This is a genomic window from Halomonas sp. LES1 (assembly GCF_031846005.1).
GTDB lineage: Bacteria > Pseudomonadota > Gammaproteobacteria > Pseudomonadales > Halomonadaceae > Halomonas.
Genome location: NZ_JAVRGC010000001.1, coordinates 527,076 through 548,028, shown reverse-complemented (window position 1 = coordinate 548,028; position 20,953 = coordinate 527,076). Strand labels below are relative to the sequence as shown.

The 20,953-nt window shown below is 64.6% G+C and carries 15 protein-coding genes; 13 read left to right on the top strand and 2 right to left on the bottom strand.

Going from position 1 to position 20,953, the window contains the following annotated elements:
* The first annotated feature begins 10 nt into the window (after positions 1-10).
* From RM463_RS02620 to RM463_RS02585, 8 genes are all read left to right on the top strand, one after another.
* Entirely contained in the window at positions 11-2,530 is a 2,520-nt protein-coding gene (locus tag RM463_RS02620; RefSeq protein WP_311429118.1) for a DUF3141 domain-containing protein, read from the top strand.
* 239 nt (positions 2,531-2,769) lie between these two features.
* Complete coding sequence (gene topA / locus RM463_RS02615) at positions 2,770-5,400, top strand: type I DNA topoisomerase (RefSeq protein ID WP_311428859.1); 2,631 nt, start codon at positions 2,770-2,772, stop codon at positions 5,398-5,400.
* The gene (locus RM463_RS02610) at positions 5,397-5,858 is read left to right on the top strand and encodes a DUF6586 family protein (protein WP_311428858.1); all 462 of its coding nucleotides are present in this window, start codon (positions 5,397-5,399) and stop codon (positions 5,856-5,858) included. The genes topA and RM463_RS02610 overlap by 4 nt, the downstream gene beginning before the upstream one ends.
* A 5-nt stretch (positions 5,859-5,863) precedes the next feature.
* Positions 5,864-6,337: an NYN domain-containing protein gene (locus RM463_RS02605; protein ID WP_311428857.1), complete on the top strand. Its 474-nt coding sequence runs from the start codon at positions 5,864-5,866 to the stop codon at positions 6,335-6,337.
* Between the two features lie 50 nt (positions 6,338-6,387).
* On the top strand, positions 6,388-6,819 hold the full coding sequence (locus tag RM463_RS02600; RefSeq protein ID WP_311428856.1) for a hypothetical protein: 432 nt from the start codon (positions 6,388-6,390) through the stop codon (positions 6,817-6,819).
* Between the two features lie 383 nt (positions 6,820-7,202).
* Complete coding sequence (locus RM463_RS02595; protein WP_311428855.1) at positions 7,203-8,795, top strand: ABC-F family ATPase; 1,593 nt, start codon at positions 7,203-7,205, stop codon at positions 8,793-8,795.
* Positions 8,796-9,075: 280 nt separating this feature from the next.
* Positions 9,076-9,690 (top strand): L,D-transpeptidase, encoded by a 615-nt coding sequence (locus RM463_RS02590; RefSeq protein ID WP_311428854.1) that lies wholly within the window; start codon positions 9,076-9,078, stop codon positions 9,688-9,690.
* 179 nt (positions 9,691-9,869) lie between these two features.
* On the top strand, positions 9,870-10,133 hold the full coding sequence (locus RM463_RS02585; protein WP_132045355.1) for an Lpp/OprI family alanine-zipper lipoprotein: 264 nt from the start codon (positions 9,870-9,872) through the stop codon (positions 10,131-10,133).
* Positions 10,134-10,307: 174 nt separating this feature from the next.
* Here the strand turns inward: RM463_RS02585 and RM463_RS02580 are convergent, their stop codons facing one another.
* Both RM463_RS02580 and mfd read right to left on the bottom strand, forming a co-directional pair.
* Positions 10,308-11,339, bottom strand: coding sequence for a L,D-transpeptidase family protein (locus RM463_RS02580; protein ID WP_311428853.1), 1,032 nt, complete (start codon positions 11,337-11,339; stop codon positions 10,308-10,310).
* 155 nt (positions 11,340-11,494) lie between these two features.
* A complete protein-coding gene (gene mfd, locus RM463_RS02575; protein WP_311428852.1) occupies positions 11,495-14,944 on the bottom strand; it encodes a transcription-repair coupling factor in 3,450 nt (1,149 codons plus the stop codon).
* Between the two features lie 211 nt (positions 14,945-15,155).
* Here mfd and RM463_RS02570 point away from each other — a divergent pair, with 211 nt between their 5' ends.
* From RM463_RS02570 to RM463_RS02550, 5 genes are all read left to right on the top strand, one after another.
* Positions 15,156-16,619: a glyceraldehyde-3-phosphate dehydrogenase gene (locus RM463_RS02570; protein WP_311428851.1), complete on the top strand. Its 1,464-nt coding sequence runs from the start codon at positions 15,156-15,158 to the stop codon at positions 16,617-16,619.
* Positions 16,620-16,888: 269 nt separating this feature from the next.
* Entirely contained in the window at positions 16,889-18,238 is a 1,350-nt protein-coding gene (locus RM463_RS02565; RefSeq protein WP_311428850.1) for a Na(+)-translocating NADH-quinone reductase subunit A, read from the top strand.
* The gene (locus RM463_RS02560) at positions 18,238-19,464 is read left to right on the top strand and encodes an NADH:ubiquinone reductase (Na(+)-transporting) subunit B (RefSeq protein WP_195688278.1); all 1,227 of its coding nucleotides are present in this window, start codon (positions 18,238-18,240) and stop codon (positions 19,462-19,464) included. Before RM463_RS02565 ends, RM463_RS02560 begins: the two co-directional genes overlap by 1 nt.
* Entirely contained in the window at positions 19,464-20,282 is an 819-nt protein-coding gene (locus RM463_RS02555; protein WP_195688277.1) for a Na(+)-translocating NADH-quinone reductase subunit C, read from the top strand. Before RM463_RS02560 ends, RM463_RS02555 begins: the two co-directional genes overlap by 1 nt.
* Positions 20,283-20,284: 2 nt before the next feature.
* Positions 20,285-20,953, top strand: coding sequence for an NADH:ubiquinone reductase (Na(+)-transporting) subunit D (locus RM463_RS02550; protein ID WP_195688276.1), 669 nt, complete (start codon positions 20,285-20,287; stop codon positions 20,951-20,953).

Genomic DNA, 20,953 nt, shown 5'->3' with positions numbered 1-20,953 from the left:
AGGTCACATGATGACCCTTCCGATACTCTCGACGCCGGACGACGCGCTCTCTCTTGTCGATCCGTTTGGCTTCGGGCGTGCCGCCGGACGCTACTGGCTCGATGCGTTCGAGCGCAGCGTGCTGTTCCTGGACGTGATGCGCCAGCGTGGCAACCAGTACCTGGAGCATATCGAGCAGACCAATCTCAGCGTGCTGGGCTTCGATTCCGAGGTGCTGATGGATGGTCGCGACCTGTCGCCCCCGGTCAATTACGAGCTCCTGCGTATCCTGCCCCCTGCCGGGCAGCCCACGGACCTGCAGATGCGCCCCTTCGTGGTGGTGGACCCACGCGCCGGCCATGGTCCGGGTATCGGTGGCTTCAAGCCCGATAGCGAGATCGGTGTGGCGTTGCGTGCCGGCCATCCCTGCTACTTTATCGGCTTCCTGCCCTACCCGGTGCCCGGCCAGCAGGTCGAGGATGTGGTGGAGGCGGAGATCGCCTTCCTGCGGCATATCAACGAGCGCCATGCCGAACTCTCCGAGAAGCCCATGGTGGTGGGCAACTGCCAGGCAGGCTGGCAGTTGATGATGGCCGCCTCCCTGGAGCCCGATCTGTTCGGCCCGATTCTGACGGCCGGCGCGCCGCTCTCCTACTGGGCGGGCGAGCGCGGCAGGGCGCCCATGCGGTACTCCGGCGGAATGGCCGGTGGCAGCTGGGTGACCTCGCTGCTCAGCGACCTGGGCAATGGCCAGTTCGATGGTGCCTGGCTGGTGCAGAACTTCGAGAACCTCAATCCGGCCAATACCTTCTGGGCGAAGCAGTATCGTCTCTATTCCCAGGTGGATACCGAAGCCGAGCGTTATCTCGAGTTCGAACGCTGGTGGGGTGGTCATGTGGTGCTGGGGGGCGATGAGATCCAGTATATCGTCGACAACCTGTTTATCGGCAATCGGCTCTCCACCGCCCAGCTGGTGACCTCCGATGGTCGGCGTATCGACCTGCGTAACCTGCGCTCGCCGGTGGTGGTGTTCTGCTCCCAGGGTGACGACATCACGCCACCGCCACAGGCACTGGGCTGGGTGCGCGACCTCTACGAGGAGAGCGACGACATCCTCGCCAATGAGCAGACCATCGTCTACTGCATTCACGACACCACTGGCCACCTCGGCATCTTTGTCTCCGGCAGTGTGTCGCGCAGGGAGCACACCGAGTTCACCGCCAACATGGACTATATCGATGTGCTGCCGCCTGGCCTCTACGAGACCACGGTCACGGAGGCCGAGGAGCGCGACGATAGCGAGCTGATCGAGCGCGACTATCTGCTCGAGTTCACGCCTCGCAGCGTGGAGGAGCTCGACGAGGTGGTGAAGCCGAGCCTGGAGGACGACACCCGCTTCGCGACCGTGGCGCGGGTCTCGGAGATCAACCTGGGTCTCTATCGGCTCTTCGTTCAGCCCTGGGTGCGCGCCATGGCGACTCCCGAGTCGGCCCACTGGATGCGTCGCCTGCACCCCAGTCGCCTGGGTTACCGCCTGCTCTCGGATCGCAACCCGCTGATGGCCTCGATCCCCGTCCTGGCCGAGCGCATCCGTGCCGATCGCCACTCCCTGGAAGAGGCCAACCTCTTCCGGGTGCTGGAGACGATCGCCTCGGCCCAGATCACCCGCGGCCTCAATGCCTGGCGTGACCTGCGCGACGGCAGCGTGGAGCGGCTGTTCCTGGATATCTATGGGCAGCCGCTGCTACAGGCGCTGGTCGGATTGGGAGGTGATGCCCATGTCCACCGTCGCCGCCCGGGGGCCGAGCCCGAGCATCGTCGCTTTGTCGAGCGTCGCCGTGCCGAGCTTGCCGAGCGTATCGCCGAGGGTGGCAGTCACGAGGCGATTATCCGGGCCCTGATCTATGTGCTGGGAGGAGCGCCCTCCACGGACGAGCGCAACTTCAAGCGCCTGCGGGCCTCTTACGCCGAGCTCGAGCCGCAGCTCTCGCTGGCCGATTTCAAGTGCCTGATGCGAGAGCAGTTCTTTATTCTCAAGCTGGATCGCGAGGCGGCGATCGAGGCGTTGCCGACGTTGCTCAAGGGGCAGAGCGCTGAGCAGATCGCGGCCCATCTCGAGCATATCGAGCATGTGCTGTCGGCCAGCGGCGAGCTCTCCGACAGCTCTGTCAAACGCCTGGAGCAGGTCCGCGAGCTCTTCGAGCGTGCCATCGATCATGCTCCACGGATAGAAGCGGAGTCTCGCGCCGAGGCCGAAGCCTGGCTGGGCGAGCAGGCTCATGCCCAGCGCCTGGCCTTCAGCGAGCTGGAGGAGGTCATGGAGGCCCAGGCACCGTCGAAGGTCTCGCCCCGGAGCGAGGCCGCCGATCCTGAGGCCGCCGATCCTGAAGAGGCCAAGCCTGAAGTGGCCAAGACCGAAGCGGCCAAGCCTAAAGCGGTCAAGACTGAAGTGACCAAGGCTGAAGCGGTCAAGACCGAAGTGGCCAAGCCGGTTGGCAAGCAGGCGCCATCGCGCCGCCGTAAGCCGAAGGGCGGTAAAGGCTCTCGCTGATCGGTGACTTGCCATACACGATACCCCCGCTGCTTCGTGCAACGGGGGTATCGTCGTTTGTGGAGAGGCTTGCCCGAGGCGGGTCCGCGGTCTAGGGTCAGAGGGCCGGCCCGGTGTGCCACTGGCGTGATGCCTGGTGCTGGGGTAGGGTAAGCGCATTTTTCAGACGCCCAGGCAGGGCGGCAGGAATTCGCCAGGCACGGCACCGCGCCCGTGTCACCGACACTGAGTGGAGCACTATGGGCAAGTCACTGGTCATCGTCGAGTCGCCGGCCAAGGCGAAGACGATCAACAAGTATCTCGGCAGCGACTTCATCGTGAAGTCGAGTGTGGGTCATATCCGCGATCTGCCGACCAGCGGCTCGGGCAAGTCATCCTCCGACCCCAAGGAGCGTGCCCGTCAGGCCGCGGCCACTCGCAAGATGTCGCCGGAAGAGAAGGCAGAGCATCGGCGTCGGAAGGCCCAGGCGCAGCTGATTCGCCGCATGGGGATCGATCCCGAGGATGGCTGGAAGGCCAACTACGAGATACTGCCCGGCAAGGAGAAGGTCGTGGCCGAGCTCAAGAAGCTCGCCGAAAAGGCCGATGCCGTCTATCTCGCCACCGACCTTGACCGCGAGGGTGAGGCGATCGCCTGGCACCTGCGCGAGACCATCGGCGGCGACGATGCACGCTACAAGCGCGTGGTGTTCAACGAGATCACCAAGAATGCCATCCATGAGGCGTTCGAGGATCCCGGTAGCCTCAATATCCCGCGGGTCGAGGCCCAGCAGGCGCGGCGCTTTCTCGACCGGGTGGTAGGCTTCATGCTCTCGCCGCTGCTGTGGGCCAAGGTGGCACGCGGACTATCGGCGGGGCGCGTGCAGTCGGTGGCCATGCGCCTGATCGTCGAGCGCGAGCGCGAGATCCGCGCCTTCGTGCCCGAGGAGTTCTGGGACGTTCATGCCGACCTGATGGCCGACAGCGGCGAGTCGGTGCGCTTCGAGCTGGTGCGCCAGAACGGCAAGGCCTTCCGGCCCACCTCCGAGGCCGAGACCCTGGAGCGCATCGCGGCGCTGCGCAAGGCGTCGCTTGCCATCACCGCCCGGGACGACAAGCCGACCCGCTCGAAACCCAACGCTCCCTTTATCACCTCGACCCTGCAGCAGGCCGCCAGCGGCCGCCTGGGCTTCTCGGTGAAGAAGACCATGACCCTGGCCCAGCGCCTCTACGAGGCGGGCTATATCACCTATATGCGTACCGACTCCACCAACCTCTCGAAGGATGCCGTGGAGAGCGTGCGCGACTTTATCGGCAGCGAATTTGGTTCCCGCTACCTGCCGGAGTCTCCGCTTCGCTACTCCAGCAAGGAGGGTGCCCAGGAGGCCCACGAGGCGATCCGGCCCTCCGAGGTAGGCCGGCGTGCCAGCGACCTGTCCGGCATGGAGCGTGATGCCGAGCGCCTCTACGAGCTGATCTGGCGCCAGTTCGTGGCCTGCCAGATGACGCCGGCCGAGTATCTCTCCAGCGTCCTGACCGTGGAGGCCGATGGCTATGAGCTGCGTGCCAAGGGCCGGGTGCTGAAGTTCGACGGCTATACCCGGGTAATGAAGCCCATGGGCCGCAAGGAGGAGGACCAGTCACTGCCGGACCTCGCCCAGGGCACCCCCATGACCCTGGAGGCACTCGACCCCCGTCAGCACTTCACCAAGCCACCGGCGCGCTACACCGAGGCGAGCCTGGTCAAGGAGCTCGAAAAGCGTGGCATCGGTCGCCCCTCCACCTACGCGGCGATCATCTCCACCATCCAGGACCGCGGCTACGTCAAGCTGGAGAACCGTCGCTTCTATGCCGAGAAGCTGGGTGACATCGTCACCGAGCGCCTCAAGGAGTCCTTCCCCGACCTGATGGACTACTCCTTCACCGCGCGCATGGAGGATGGCCTCGACGAGGTGGCCGAGGGCGAGCGCAACTGGCAGGCGCTGCTCGATGCCTTCTATGCCGAGTTCAAGAAGGAGCTCGAGGTGGCGGAGAGCGAGGAGGGCATGCGCCCCAACCAGCCGGTGCCTACCGATATCGACTGCCCGACCTGTGGGCGCAAGATGCAGATTCGCACGGCGTCCACCGGGGTCTTCCTGGGCTGCTCCGGCTATAACCTGCCGCCCAAGGAGCGCTGCAAGACCACCATCGATCTGCTGCCGGGGGAAGAGGCGGTGGCCGCCGATGCCGACGAGGCCGCCGAGACCGATGCCCTGCGTGCCAAGCATCGCTGTGCGAAGTGCGGTACCGCCATGGACAGCTACCTGATCGACGAGACGCGCAAGCTGCATATCTGCGGCAACAGCCCGGATTGTGACGGCTACGAGATCGAGCAGGGCAAGTTCCGCATCAAGGGCTATGACGGTCCCACCATCGAGTGCGACAAGTGCGGCAGCGAGATGCAGCTCAAGAGCGGACGCTTCGGCAAGTACTTCGGCTGTACCAACAGCGAGTGCAAGAACACCCGCAAGCTGTTGAGAAGCGGCGAGGTGGCACCGCCCAAGATGGACCCCATCGACATGCCGGAGCTGGCCTGCCAGAAGGTCGATGACCACTATGTGCTGCGTGACGGCGCCAGTGGCCTGTTCCTGGCCGCCAGCAAGTTCCCCAAGAATCGCGAGACTCGCCCGCCGCTGGTCAAGGAGCTCAAGGCTCATGCCGAGGAGCTGCCCGACAAGTACCGCTATCTCCTCGATGCGCCGAGCGAGGATCCGGACGGCCGGCCCGCCCAGATCCGCTTCTCGCGCAAGGCCAAGGAGCAGTTCGTGATGACCGACGAAAACGGCAAGGCCACCGGCTGGAAGGCCACCTATGACGGCAGCAAGTGGCAGGTGGAGGACAAGCGCAAGTGAGCCCAGGCGCCCGTACCAATCAGCTGCTCTACCAAGCCGAACTGCTGTTGCAGGTTCCCGCCGGCGATGACGAGCACGCCGAGGCCCGCCGCATGGCGGCAGAGGAGGGCGCCCTGGCGCTCACCGAGCTGGCGCTTCAGGCGCTGCTGCGCGAGGTGACCGAGCATGCACGCCTCCCCAGCCACGACTGGCGTGTGCTGCTCGGCTCCGAGGGGGCCGGCATCGCCGAACTGCAGCGTCTGCGCGAGCTGGCTGCCCGGGAGGGCAGCTGGCTTCACTGGCTGATCGCCAGGCTTGCGGCGTTGCATGGCGACGAGGGTGTCGCCCGCCGTGGGCGTGGCGACGGTGGCCTGATCGCCGTGGGTGGCTCCGCCGAACTGGGTCAGGCGCTCGACGACTGCCTGCGCCAGGCCAAGGCCGAGATCGCCGCGCTGCGCCAGACCAGCCAGGAGTGGTAGGCCGGGTGGAACGCCTGGCCATCCTCGTCGACGTCCAGAACGTCTACTACACCTCCCGCCAGGCCTTCGGCCGCCATTTCGACTACAACGCCTTCTGGGCCCGCTTCGCCGCCGGCCACGAGATAGTGGTGGCCAATGCCTACGCGGTGGAGCGCGGCGACCCTCGTCAGCAACGCTTCCAGGCGATCCTGCGTGCCATCGGCTTCAACGTGAAGCTCAAGCCCTTTATCCAGCGCCGTGATGGCTCGGCCAAGGGGGACTGGGATGTCGGGATCACCCTTGATGCCATGGAGGCGGGGCCGCTGGTCGACCATGTGGTGCTGGTCTCCGGCGATGGCGACTTCGACCTGCTGGTGAGCCGGCTGCGTGAACGTTACCGAGTGAGGGTCACGGTCGTCGGTGTGGCCTCCCTCAGCGCCGACTCCCTGATTCGCGCGGCCAGTGACTTCGTGCCTATCGAGGGGGCCCTGCTGCTCTAGTTTGCTCGTGATATGCTGTAACTAACAATAAGGCCACTGAGGAGGTTGCCATGAACGACCAGATTCTTTCGCCCAAGATGCTCGGTTACTGGAGCGATGAGGATATTGCTCAGGCCACGGACGAGCCGGGGATCTACTGCATCTATCGTGCGGCCGAAGACCCGGAAACCGGTGACATGGAAGTGCAGGAGCTGCTCTATGTCGGCGAAAGCGGCAGCGCGCGTTATGGCATCCAGCACGGCGAGGCTCGCCCACGCTGGGAGGCGCACCTGCAGCCCGGCGAGGCGCTCTGGTACTCCATCGGCCCCTGTGGAAGGGCCAATCGCGAGCGCCTCATGGCGGCCCTGATCCATTCCCACAAGCCGCGTTACAACAACGATAGCCCCTATCTGGAGCGCTTCCCCTTCGACCGCACCACCGTGCACCTCTACGGCCAGAAGGACAAGCTGCAGGCCATCTTCACCGTCGAGCGACTCGACTGAGCGGGGGCCGCATGCCCCGGCTCGCGCCAGCCGTTGGCAGGCTGCCACGGACCCGAGCCGGGGCAGTTACAAGGGCTAGCGTAGATGGCAGTATCGCTCAAGACTGTCCGGCGCAGGCCCCTGAGCGCCGGGTCGTAGAGGGGGCGCAGTTATCGGCCGTGAGGGGCGCTGGTGGTAAGCCTAAGTGGAGGTCCTACGCCAGGGATGGCGTCGGTAGCGCCCAGGGAAGGGTCCACAGCGCCTCCACGTAGGCTTGCCACCAGGTAAGCCCCGAGTTCGGCAGTTTATCTGCAATAGCCAAGGCCGAGTCACTCGTTGCACTGTGAGACGCGCCGATAATCGGTACAATCGCGCCCCCACACTGCTTCGACCGGACGCTTGCCTTGATCTCTACCGCCAATATCACCATGCAATTCGGGGCCAGGCCCCTGTTCGAGAATGTCTCCATCAAGTTCGGCAACGGTCACCGCTACGGCCTGATCGGTGCCAACGGCTGCGGCAAGTCCACCTTCATGAAGATCCTCGGCGGTGACCTTGAGCCCTCCTCGGGCCAGGTGATGGTCGAGGCCGGTGCACGGCTCGGCAAGCTGCGCCAGGACCAGTTCGCCTTCGAGGAGGAGCGGGTCATCGACACCGTGATCATGGGCAACAGCGAGCTGTGGCAGGTGGCCGCCGAGCGCGAGCGCATCTATTCGCTGCCCGAGATGAGCGAGCAGGATGGCATGGAGGTCGCGGATCTCGAGGTACGCTTCGCCGAGCTCGACGGCTACACCGCCGAATCCCGGGCCGGCGAGTTGCTGCTGGGGCTGGGCATCCCCCTGCACCAGCACACAGGCCCCATGAGCGAAATCGCCCCGGGCTGGAAGCTGCGCGTGCTGCTGGCCCAGGCGCTGTTTGCCGACCCCGATGTGCTGCTGCTCGACGAGCCCACCAACCACCTGGACATCAACACCATCCGCTGGCTGGAGGGCATTCTCACGGCGCGCAACAGCACCATGGTGATCATTTCCCACGACCGTCACTTCCTCAACAGCGTCTGCACCCATATGGCAGACCTGGACTACGGCGAGATCAAGCTCTTTCCCGGCAACTACGATGAGTACATGACCGCCGCGACCGCCGCCCGCGAGCGTCAGTACGCCGACAACGCCAAGAAGAAGGCGCAGATCGCCGACCTGCAGGCCTTCGTCAGCCGTTTCTCGGCCAACGCTTCCAAGGCCAAGCAGGCCACCTCCCGGGCGCGCCAGATCGAGAAGATCAAGCTCGAGGAGATCAAGCCGTCGAGCCGGGTCAGCCCGTTCATTCGTTTCGTGCCGGCGAAGAAGATCCACCGCAATGCGGTCAACGTCGAGGGGCTCACCCAGGGCTTCGGTGACGAGGCCCCACTGTTCGAGGGGTTCGGCATGACCGTCGAGGCCGGCGAGCGCATCGCCATCATCGGGCCCAACGGCATCGGCAAGACCACCCTGCTGCGTACCCTGGCCGGCGAGCTGGCACCCCAGGCCGGCAGCATCAAGTGGACCGACAGCGCCGACCTCGGGGTCTTCGCCCAGGATCATGCCGACGACTTCGCCAACGAAGCGACGCTGTTCGAGTGGATGGCCCAGTGGACCGATGGTGGCGAGCAGGAGGTGCGTGGCGCGCTGGGCAGGATGCTGTTCTCCAGCGACGATATCGGCAAGTCGGTCAGCGTGATCTCGGGCGGCGAGCAGGGCAGAATGCTGTTTGGCAAGCTGGCCCTGACGAGCCCCAACGTGCTGTTGATGGATGAGCCCACCAACCACCTAGACATGGAGTCCATCGAGGCGCTCAACCTGGCCCTAGAAAATTATGCCGGCACGCTGATTTTCGTCAGCCACGATCGTGAATTTGTCTCATCGTTGGCGACTCGGATCCTCGACATGAGTGATGAAGGGATAACCGACTTCAGTGGTGGATACGACGACTATCTGAGAAGTCAAGGATTATATGCCTGAGCATGACCGCCGAACAGTTGTCGCACATTGGCTACGGGGCAGGGGAGGTGTCCCGCCGGCCTGCCGCCGGAATAGTCTCTATCGGTGTTGTCAGCCGACGGCACCGCCTGACAGAGCGCCTGCGGGTACGCTATAAAGGGTCTAGCCGCACTGTCACGTAACCATCGCAACGTTGTCGCCAGACTGTCGCCAACCCCCGACAGTGCTCGATAACCGTTTCACGTGTTGCCAAACTATTAGTTGTTAACCCACGCGTTGCTAAACCAAGAGTCGCCAAACGATGTCTTCACTCTCACGTCGACGCTTCAGTCGACTCGTTCTCGCAAGCCCCTTGGCGCTGCTCGGAATCGAGTCGGCCCGGGCCAATCTGATCGAGACACAGCTCTCTCGGGCGCATCTTCCCCGTCATGGCGAGGAGGTCTGGGTACTGGTGGATGACCGTGAAGCGAAGCTGATCGTCTACCGAGGCAATCGTGAGCTGGCCCGCTTCTCGCCGATCTCGCTGGGACGGGGCGGTGCCAGGCCGATGCGTCTGCAGGGCAGTGGTGCGACTCCCAAGGGCGAGTTTCGCGTCAACCGCTTCAATCACGAGAGTGACTGGCACCTGTTTATCGGGTTGGATTATCCGACCCCGGCTCATGCCCGGGTGGCGTTGGATGAGGGCATCTATAGCCAGCAGGACTACGACGACTACTTCCGTTACTACCGGCTCAATGGCCATCCACCCCAGGAAACGGCGCTGGGTGGCTACATTGGCCTGCATGGTGTCGGCAAGGGTGACCCCGAGATCCACCGCCAGTTTCACTGGACCCAGGGGTGTGTGGCGGTGACGGATAGCCAGATCGAGCAGCTGTCTGGTTTGATCGACATTGGCACACGCGTCGTGATCCGCTAGGCTGGTACATGCGCAAGGGACGTTGAAAGCGATGGACAAGCGCTGTGACGTGTAATAAAACAGCGCTGACTTCAGTGCCCCTGGCACAAGTCGCTTACGACGCGCCTGCATGTCGCAGGCAAGACACCTGATTTCAGGTTTCTTTCAATGCACTACCAAGGAAGATCAAGGAGAACACCATGACTCTGAAGACCACCCTGAAGCTGACCGCCGCTGCCGCATCTCTGGCTGTCCTGGCTGGCTGTGCTTCCACCAGTGCTCTGGAAGAGGTTCGCATGACCGCTGAGTCTGCCCAGGCCGACGCTGCTGAAGCTCGCAGCATCGCTGTTCAGGCACAGAACACTGCCAACCAGGCCCAGCGTGACGCCCAGGCGGCTCTGCAGATGTCCGAGCAGAACCGCGACGAGATGAACCGCATGTTCAGCCGCTCCATGCAGAAGTAAGACTGCTGGAGTGCTGGCATCGCTCTCGGGCGATGGCGGTTCTGCAAAACAAGAAGACCCCGCCTAGGCGGGGTCTTCTTGTTTCTGGCGTCTTTCCATTGTTAGGGGCTTTCTGCTTCTGCTCATAGTGCTTGCTCGCCCGGCGTCGTGCTGCGACGCCGGGCGTGGCACAGATCAGCGCGCGACGGCGATGGCCTCGTAGAGGTTGCGTGGCCCGGGGGGTGCCGGTGTGGGCGCTTCCTCGGCCGTCTTGAGCAGCGAGATCGCCTGGCCGTCGGAGGACTCCACCAGTTCGCGCAGGCGCTTGTAGTCGACCGGCGGCTGCTCGTCCCCGAAGGTCTCGGCCAGCCTGTCGATGGCGAACATCAGCGGCTCGAAGCCTTCGCGATTCTCCTCCAGCGCGGGGTAGGACTGCGCCAGCAGCTCGCCATCTTCCGTCCAGCCAGTCTTGAAGGGCTGGTCGATGATATTGACCCGGGTGCCGCTGGGCACGCGTTCAAAGAGAGACTCGATATCCTCGGGGAACATGCGAATGCAGCCGCGACTCACGCGCATCCCGACCCCCTCGGGCTTGTTGGTGCCGTGGATCAGGTAGCTGGGGATGCCAAGCAGAATGGCGTGGCGTCCCAACGGGTTGTCGGGCCCGGCCGGCACGATGGAGGGTGCCGGCTCACCGCGCGCGGCGGCCTCACGGCGCATCGAGGCGGGCGGCGACCAGGCGGGGTCCTCGACCTTGATGGTGGTCTTGGTCACGCCCACCGGTGTCGAGAACTCCTCACGGCCAACGCTGATCGGATAGGTCTCCACCACGTCGGGCTTGGAGTAGTAGTAGAGGCGCAGCTCCGAGAGGTTGATCACGATGCCCTGGCGCTTGGCATCGGGAAGCACCCGGCGTGCCGGGATGGTGACCTCGGTATCGACATAGGGGGCCCAGATGCTGACATCCGGGTTGGCCATGCGGATCTCTTCATAGCCGACGTTGTGCTCACGTGCGATATCGATCAGGGTGTCACCCTCCTCGACGATCACCGTATAGCTTTCGCCAATGACGCTGCCCTCCTCGGGTAGCGCATAGTGCCCGCGTGGCAGTTCATGCACCTCGTCGTAGGTCGGGGTGGCCGCCTGTGCGCCGGTGGCGAGCAGGGCGCCAAGCCCTATCGCCATGGCATGGCGAACGCCGCGGCTGGTCAGTGTCAGGGTACTCATCAGGGTCGTTGAACTCCCGTGGCTTTGGGGACACCGGTGACTCCTGTAACCGGTGTCGGTGGGCGGTGAGATGGGGCGTATGATAACAGTATAGAGGACAGGGGTGAGGGGGAGAGTTGTAGGGTCGAGGGGGCGAGCCCCTCGCTTCTTACCCCTTACGCCGCCTGCGCCTTGCGGTTCAGCGTCTCGAGCAGTTGCTCCACGGCCTGGAAGCGTGCCTCCTCGTTCTCCATGGAGGCCTCGAAGCGCAGGGTGTCGGCACCATCCAGGCGATAGCGGCCCGGCTCACGCTGGATCAGCTCCACCAGGGTCAAGGGATCGACGCTGGTGTGGGCGCCGAAGATGACGCGTCCCCGCTCGGGACCGGCCTCGAGGCGGGTGATGCCCAGGCGCTCGGCGCGCTGGCGCAGCCGGGTCTGGCGCAGCAGGGTCTTCACCGGCCCCGGCAACAGGCCGAAGCGGTCGATCATCTCCACCTGGAGTTCCTTGAGCTGCGCCTCATCGCTGGCGCTGGCGATGCGCTTGTACATCACCAGGCGCTGCTGCACATCGTGCAGGTAGTCGTCGGGGATCAGGGCCGGCAGATTGAGGCCGATCTCGACGCCCTCGTTCAGAGGCGCCTCGATATTGGGGGTCTTGCCGGCGCGAATGGCCGACACGGCGCGGTCGAGCATCTCCATATAGAGGCCATAGCCGATCGCCTCCATCTGCCCGCTCTGTTCGTCGCCGAGCAGCTCACCGGCGCCGCGAATCTCCATGTCGTGGCTGGCCAGCGTAAAGCCGGCACCGAGGTCCTCGGCGGCACCGATCGCCTCCAGGCGCTTGATGGCATCGCGGGTCATCGCCTTCGGCGGCGGGGTCAGCAGGTAGGCATAGGCCTGGTGGTGACTGCGGCCGACCCGGCCGCGCAGCTGGTGGAGCTGGGCCAGGCCGAACTTGTCGGCGCGTTCGATCAGGATGGTATTGGCGCTGGGCACGTCGATGCCGGTCTCGATGATGGTGGAGCAGACCAGCACATTGAAGCGCTTGTGGTAGAAGTCCGACATCACCCGCTCCAGGGCGCGTTCGGGCAGCTGGCCGTGGGCCACCCCGACCCGGGCCTCGGGGACCAGCTCGCGTACCGTCTCGGCGGCGGTCTCGATGGTCTTGACCTCGTTGTGGAGGAAGTAGACCTGCCCGCCGCGCAGGATCTCGCGCAGGATCGCCTCCTTGAGTACCGCCTCCTCGCGGCGCTGAACGAAGGTCTTGACCGACAGGCGGCGCGCCGGGGGGGTGGCGATGATAGAGAGGTCGCGAATGCCGCTCATCGCCATATTGAGGGTTCGCGGGATCGGCGTGGCGGTCATGGTGAGGATGTCCACCTCCGCACGCAGGCTCTTCAGGCGCTCCTTCTGGGCCACTCCGAAGCGGTGCTCCTCGTCGATGATCAGCAGGCCCATCTTCGGCAGCCGCATGGACTTCGAGAGCAGCTTGTGGGTGCCGATCACGATATCCGCCTGGCCCTCCTCGATGCGCTTCAGTGTTTCGGTCTGGCCCTTGCCGGCGGTGAAGCGCGAGATCAGCTCGATATTGACCGCGGTATCGGCGAAGCGGTCGCGGAAGTTATCAAAGTGCTGGCGGGCCAGCAGGGTGGTCGGCACCAGCACCACCACCTGGCGGCCGGAGTGTACCGCCAGGAAGGCGGCGCGCATGGCCACCTCGGTCTTGCCGAAGCCCACGTCACCGCAGATCACGCGGTCCATGGGGCGGGGGGCGGTCATGTCGCTGATCACGGCCTCGATGGCGGCGCGCTGGTCGGGCGTCTCCTCGAAGGGGAAGGCGGCCGCGAAACGCGAGTATTCGGTATCGGGCGGCGTGCAGGCGAAGCCCTCCCGCGCCTCCCGGCGAGCGTAGATATCCAGCAGCTCGGCGGCGGAGTCGCGAATCTTCTCGGCGGCCTTCTTTCTGGCCTTCTCCCACTGTTCGGACCCCAGTCGATGCAGGGGGGCGAGCTCATCATCGGCGCCGGCGTAGCGTGATATCAGGTGCAGGTTGTCGACCGGCACATAGAGCCGGGCACCATCGGCGTACTCCAGGGTGACGAACTCGGCGGCCTGGCCGCCGGCCTCCAGGGCCTCCAGGCCCCGGTAGCGGCCTACGCCGTGGGCCTGGTGGACGACCGGGACGCCGGGGCGCAGCTCGGAGAGATGGCGAATGGCCAGCTCGTCGGCATCGGTGGCCTTCTCGCGGCGGCGACTCTGGCGCACCACCTCGCCATAGAGCTCGGCCTCGCTGATCACCGCCAGGCCAGGCTCGGCCAGCCACAGGCCCGCCTCGAGCTCGCCCTCGGTAATGGCGATGGGCGCGTCGCCGGCGAGGAAGTCGGCAAAGCCCTCGACGTGGGGTAGCGCCAGGCGCAGGGGCGCCAGGGCCTCCTCCAGGGCTTCCCGGCGGCCGCGCGACTCGGCTACGAACAGCACGCGGGTATCGCCACGCTGCTCCAGGAAGGCGGCCAGGGGGGCCAGCGGCTCCCTGGCCCGGGCATTGATGCCGACACTGGGCGGTGGCTGGGTGGCAGGGGCGAGGGCATGGCGATGCTCGCTCTCTTCGGTCAGCTCGATGCGAGGGTGGCGCTTGATCGCCGCGAACAGCTCGGCCACCGGCACGAAGGCGCGATGGGGCGGCAGCAGCGGGCGGGTCGGGTCGACCCCGAGGTTGTCGTAGCGGCTCTCGATGGAGGCCCAGTGGTGCTGCGCGGCGGCCAGGCACTCCGGCATCAGCGCGACGCGTGTGCCCTCGGCGAGGTGCTCGAAGAGCGTCGCCGTCTCCTCGAAGAACAGCGGTAGATACTGTTCTAGGCCGGGGGAGGGGATGCCCTTGAGGGCGTCCACATAGAGCGGGCACTGCCGCGGGTCGACATCGAAGAGCGTCTCGAAGCCCTCGCGAAAACAGGCGATGGCGCCGCGGGAGAGCGAATACTCGTGAGCCGGCAGCAGCTCGACCCTATCGACCTTCTCGGCGCTGCGCTGGGTGTCCGGGTGGAAGGTGCGCAGGGTGTCGATCTCGTCATCGAACAGGTCGATGCGCAGGGGCGCCTCCACCCCCATCGGGAAGAGATCGATAAGGGCGCCGCGCAGGGCATACTCGCCGGGTTCATAGACCGTCTCCACGGCGCGGTAGCCGGCCCGGGAGAGGGCATCGCGAAAGCCTTCACGATCCAGGGTCTGGCCCACCTCCAGGGTCATCACCCGCCCGGCGATATACTCGACCGGTGCCAGACGCTGCATCAAGGTGTTGATCGGCACCAGCACGATGCCGCGCTCGCCGTCCTGCAGCCGGCGCAGGGTGCGCAGCCGGGAGGAGACGATGTCCTGATGGGGAGAAAAGCTGTCGTAGGGCAGGGTTTCCCAGTCGGGGAAGGGTAGCACCGGCACCTGGCTGAAGAAGCGCAGCTCGCTCTCGAGGCGCAGGGCCTGGGCGGTGTCGGCGGTAATCACCAGCAGGGGCGCATCGCTGGCCAGGTGGGCAAGGGCCAGGGCGGCAGCGCTGCCGTGGGGCATCTGCCAGTAGCGTGTCTCGCGCAGCCCCTGGGGGCGCGGTGGATCGAGCGGAGAGAAAGTCGGCATGGTCTCGTGTTGGGCTGTCGACGGGCGCGGCCCGACGGATCCTGGGTGGCGCTTCGCGGGCGCTCATCATACCAGCCCTCTGGGGGCCTTGTAGTCAAGCGCCTGTTTCTGTAATCCGCCTACAACGGCTGCGACCATCCAGCGATTGCCGCCGGGCCTCGGCCCCGGGATAATGGCCGTGAACCCTTCGATTCCACCAGTGAGGCCTCACGTGAGTCAGCACCCCTCCGATACCGTCTTTCAGCAGTGGCACGACAATCAGGCGCTAGTCGAGCAGATGATCCCGATGATCGGTAGCCTCTACCGTCATAACAACGTGGTTACGACTCTTTACGGGCGGTCGCAGTTCAATCGTAGCGTGATCCGTATTCTGAAGGATCACCGCTTCGTACGGAAGGTGGAGGGCACCGAGCTCTCCGTGCAGGACACCTATCCGCTGGTCAAGGCGATGACCGAGCTCAACCTGGGGCCGGCCCATGTCGATATCGGCAAGCTGGGTGTTGCCTTCAAGAAGCAGGGCGGCGGTGACGCCGTGGCCTTCCTGCGCGAGGAGCTCGCCGAGATCGTCGATGCCCACGACCCCAATGCCGGCAATGGCGAGCCCAAGGATGTGGTTCTCTACGGTTTCGGTCGTATCGGTCGTATCCTCGCCCGGGTGCTGGTGGAGAAGGCCGGTGGCGGTAACCTGCTGCGCCTGCGTGCCATCGTCGTGCGTGGCCGCGGTGATATCGCCAAGGACCTCGAGAAGCGGGCAAGCCTGCTGCGTCGTGATTCCGTTCATGGGCCCTTTGACGGCACCATCAGCGTCGATGTCGAGGCGCGCACCATTACCGCCAACGGCAATGTCATCCAGGTGATCTACGCCGACGCCCCGACCGATGTCGACTACACAGAATACGGCATCGACAACGCCGTGGTGGTCGACAACACCGGTATCTGGCGCGACGAGGCGGGCCTCGGTCAGCACCTGCAGTGCAAGGGCGTGGCCAAGGCGCTGCTCACCGCGCCGGGCAAGGGCGATATCAAGAACGTCGTCTACGGCATCAACGATGGCGACCTGAGCGATGAGGATCGCATCATCTCCGCCGCGTCCTGCACCACCAACGCCATCGTTCCGGTGCTCAAGGTGCTCAACGCCGAGTTCGGCGTCGAGCATGGTCATGTCGAGACGGTGCACAGCTACACCAACGACCAGAACCTGATCGACAACTACCACAAGGGTGACCGTCGCGGGCGCAGTGCGCCGCTCAACATGGTGCTCACCGAGACCGGTGCCGCCAAGGCGGTGGCCAAGGCGCTGCCGGAGTTCGACGGCAAGCTGACCGGCAACGCCATTCGCGTGCCGACCCCCAATGTCTCCATGGCGATCCTCAACCTGCGCCTGGAGAAGGAGACCGATGCCGCCGCGCTCAATGACTACCTGCGCGGAATGTCGCTGAATTCGCCGTTCCAGAAGCAGATCGACTTCGTCGACTCGTCCGAGGTGGTCTCCACCGACTTCGTCGGCAATCGCCACGCCGGCATCGTCGATGCCAAGGCGACCATCGCCAATGGCAAGAACGCCGTGCTCTACGTCTGGTACGACAACGAGTTCGGCTACAGCTGTCAGGTGATCCGTCTTCTGCAGCATATGTCCAACGTCAGCTTCCTCAAGCTGCCGCGCGCCAAGGCGTAAGTTCGACAGCCACCCGCACAGTCGGGAGTGATGTCCAGGGGCAGGGAGAGAAATCTTTCTGCCCCTTTCTGTCTTGGGGGGCTATCCGGAAAACGTCGCATGCAGCCGCCTGCGACAATCTAACCCTTGCCTCAAGTCACCCCTTGCGACCTTCGCTCAGGTGGTCATCCCTCTGCCTTGTCTTTATAATGCGGTGGATTTTTCGGGTGGGCAGGGCATGTCTCTGGCCCCTTTTCCTCTTATATCCGATCCATCAACTGGGCGAGACTATGATCGAAGTCAAGAAAGGCCTGGATCTCCCCATCACGGGAGCGCCCGAGCAGCGTATCGAGGATGCGCGGCCGGTGCGTCACGTGGCGGTCCTGGGCACCGACTATGTCGGCATGAAGCCGACCATGGAGGTCAAGGAGGGAGATGCCGTCAAGCTTGGCCAGCTGCTCTTCACCGACAAGAAGATCGATGGCGTGCGCTTCACGGCGCCGGCGGCCGGCAAGGTGATCGAGATCAATCGCGGGGAGAAGCGCCGTCTTCTCTCGGTGGTGATCGAGGTGGCCGAGTCCGAGGAGGCCGTCGAGTTCACCGCTCATGGCCGCGACTCGCTGGCCGGCCTGGAGCGACAGGCCGTGGTCGACCAGCTGGTCGAGTCGGGGCTGTGGACCGCCCTGCGCACCCGCCCCTACTCGCGTACACCGGCGGTCGATGGTGTCCCCGCCGATATCTTCGTCACCGCCATCGATACCCATCCGCTGGCGGCCACCCCGGCCAAGGTGATCAACGAGCAGGCCCAGGCCTTCGAGGATGGTCTCAAGGTGCTGACCCGCCTCACCGAGGGCAAGGTTTACCTGTGCAGCGGCCCGGACAGCAGCATCCCCGGTGGCAATATCGACGGCGTTTCTCCCCAGACCTTCGCCGGCCCGCACCCGGCCGGCCTGGTGGGTACCCACATCCACCACCTCTCGCCCGTCGGCCTGCACAAGCGTGTCTGGCATATCGGCTACCAGGACGTCATCGCCTTCGGCAAGCTGTTCGTCGAGGGCAGGCTGGACGTCAGCCGGGTGCTGGCGGTGGGTGGCCCCCGTGCCGAGAAGCCACGGATGCTGCGTACCCGCATCGGCGCCAGCACCGAGGAGCTGCTCAAGGGGGAGGTGATTGAGCCGGATGACACCCGCGTCATCTCCGGTTCGGTGTTTTCCGGCTTCACCTGTGAAGGCAGCCTGCGCTACCTGGGTCGCTTCCACAATCAGGTCAGCCTGCTCGAGGAGGGCAACAAGCGTGCCTTCATGGGCTGGATCTCGCCGGGCAAGAACCGCCATTCGGTGATGGGCATCTATCTCTCGAAGCTGACCGGTCTCAAGAACTACGCCCCGACCACGTCGACCAACGGTTCCGAGCGCGCCATGGTGCCGGTGGGCGCCTACGAGCAGGTGATGCCACTGGATATCCTGCCCACGCAGCTGTTGCGCTCGTTGATCGTCGGCGATATCGAGACCGCCATGCAGCTCGGGTGTCTGGAGCTGGATGAGGAGGACCTCGCGCTGTGCACCTATGTGTGCCCCGGCAAGTACGAGTACGGTCCCATCCTGCGTGACAACCTCACCACGATCGAGAAAGAGGCCTGATGATGGGTATTCGACAGACACTCGACAATCTTGAGCCGCACTTCCACAAGGGCGGCAAGTACGAGAAGTTCTACCCGCTCTATGAGGCGGTGGACACCATCTTCTATGCGCCCCCCAGTGTCGCCAAGACCACGGCTCATGTTCGCGATGGCGTCGACCTCAAGCGCATCATGATCACCGTCTGGCTGTGCACCTTCCCGGCGATGTTCTTCGGCATGTGGAACGCCGGCTGGCAGGCCAACATGGCGATCGCCGACGGCTACGGCTCCATGGCCGGCTGGCGCGAGGCAATCATGATGGTGCTGGCCTCGGGCCACAATGCCGACAGCCTGTGGGCCAACTTCGTGCTGGGCGCCACCTACTTCCTGCCGATCTACCTGGTGACCTTCGTGGTGGGTGGCTTCTGGGAGGTGCTGTTCGCCATCAAGCGTGGCCATGAGGTCAACGAGGGCTTCTTCGTCACCTCCGTGCTCTATGCGCTGATCCTTCCGGCCACCATCCCGCTGTGGCAGGTGGCGCTGGGCATCACCTTCGGTGTGGTGATCGGCAAGGAGATCTTCGGCGGTACCGGCAAGAACTTCCTCAACCCGGCACTGACCGGCCGCGCCTTCCTCTACTTCGCCTATCCGGCGCAGATCTCCGGTGACGCGGTGTGGGTGGCAGCCGATGGCTTCACCGGGGCGACCGCCCTGTCGGTCGCCTTCCAGGACGGCATGAGCGCGCTGACCGAGCAGTTCAGCTGGTGGGATGCCTTCCTGGGCTTCATCCCCGGCTCGGTGGGTGAGACCTCGACCCTGGCGATCCTGATCGGTGCGGCCGTGCTGCTGTGGACGGGCATCGCCTCCTGGCGAATCATGCTGGGTGTCTTCCTGGGCATGGTGGCGACCAGCGCGCTGTTCAACCTGGTCGGCTCCGACTCCAACCCGATGTTCGCCATGTCGTGGTACTGGCACCTGGTGCTGGGCGGCTTCGCCTTCGGCATGGTGTTCATGGCCACCGACCCGGTCTCCGCTTCCATGACCAATCAGGGCCGACTGATCTTCGGCGCCCTGATCGGCGTCATGACCGTGCTGATTCGCGTCGTGAACCCGGCCTTCCCCGAAGGCATCATGCTGGCGATCCTGTTCGCCAACCTGTTCGCGCCGCTCATCGACCATATCTTTGTTCAGGCCAACATCAAGCGCCGACTCAAGCGCACCGGTGTGCCGGCCGAGGAGACTGCCTGATGGCACAGAGCAACAACTCCATCAAGAAGATCCTGACGGTGGCGTTCGCACTCTGCATCGTGTGTTCGGTCATCGTCTCTACCGCCGCGGTAGCACTGCGCTCCAAGCAGCAGTTCAACCAGGAGCTGGATCGCAAGACCAACATCCTTAATGTCGCCGACCTCTACGAGCCCGGCATGGATGTCAACGAGACCTTCGCGTCCAGCATCACGCCGCGCGTGGTCAACCTGGAGACCGGCGAATACTCCGAGGAGCATGATCCGGCCACCTACAACGCCTTCGAGTCGCGTCGTGACCCGGCCGCCTCACGGACCCTCTCCGGCGAGAAGGACCCGGCGGGGCTGACCCGTGTTGAGACCTACTCCACCGTCTACCTGGTCGGCAACCCGGATGATCCCGAGCAGATCATCCTGCCGATCCGTGGCCAGGGCCTGTGGGGCCTGATGCGCGGCTTCCTGGCCGTGGAAGGCGACGGCAACACCATCGTCGGCATCACCTACTACGAGCACGCCGAGACTCCGGGTCTGGGTGGCGAGGTGAACAACCCGCGCTGGCAGGCTCAGTGGGAAGGCAAGGAGATCTTCGACTCCGCCGATGCCGTCGCGCCGTCGATCCATCTGGCCAAGGGTGGCGCCAGCGGCGAGAATGAGGTGGATGCCCTCTCCGGTGCGACCCTGACCAGCAACGGCGTCACCAATATGCTGCAGTACTGGCTGAGCCCCGAGGGCTTCGGTGACTACCTGGCCAAGTTCCGTTCCGGCGTGAGCCAGGACGAGGCCCAGGGCGCCGACGTTGAACTCGAAACGGAAGGAGCCTGATCATGTCGGAAGCTACCCCGAAGGGCGTCCTGACGACGCCGCTGTTCAAGAATAACCCCATCGCGCTGCAGGTGCTGGGCATCTGCTCGGCCCTGGCGGTGACGACCAGCATGAGCGTGTCGCTGGTCATGACCTGCGCGGTGATCTTCGTGACGGCCTTCTCGAACCTGTTCGTATCGCTGATCCGTCACCATATCCCGTCCTCCATCCGCATCATCGTGCAGATGACCATCATCGCCTCGCTGGTGATCGTGGTGGATCAGATCCTCAAGGCCTACGCCTACGAGATGTCCAAGCAGCTCTCGGTGTTCGTCGGTCTGATCATCACCAACTGCATCGTGATGGGGCGTGCCGAAGGCTTCGCCATGCAGAACAGCCCGGCGCTCTCCTTCCTGGATGGCATCGGCAATGGCCTGGGCTACGGCTTTATCCTGATGACCGTCGGCTTTATCCGCGAGTTGTTCGGCTCCGGCAGCGTGTTCGGCTTCACCGTGCTCGAGACGGTGCAGAACGGCGGCTGGTACGTGCCCAACGGCCTGCTGCTGCTGCCGCCGTCGGCGTTCTTCATCATCGGCCTGATCATCTGGGTGCTGCGCAGCCTCAACCCGGAGCAGGTCGAGGAGAACGAGTTCAAGATGAAGGCCAACACCGAGCCGAAGGAGGCCGTGTAA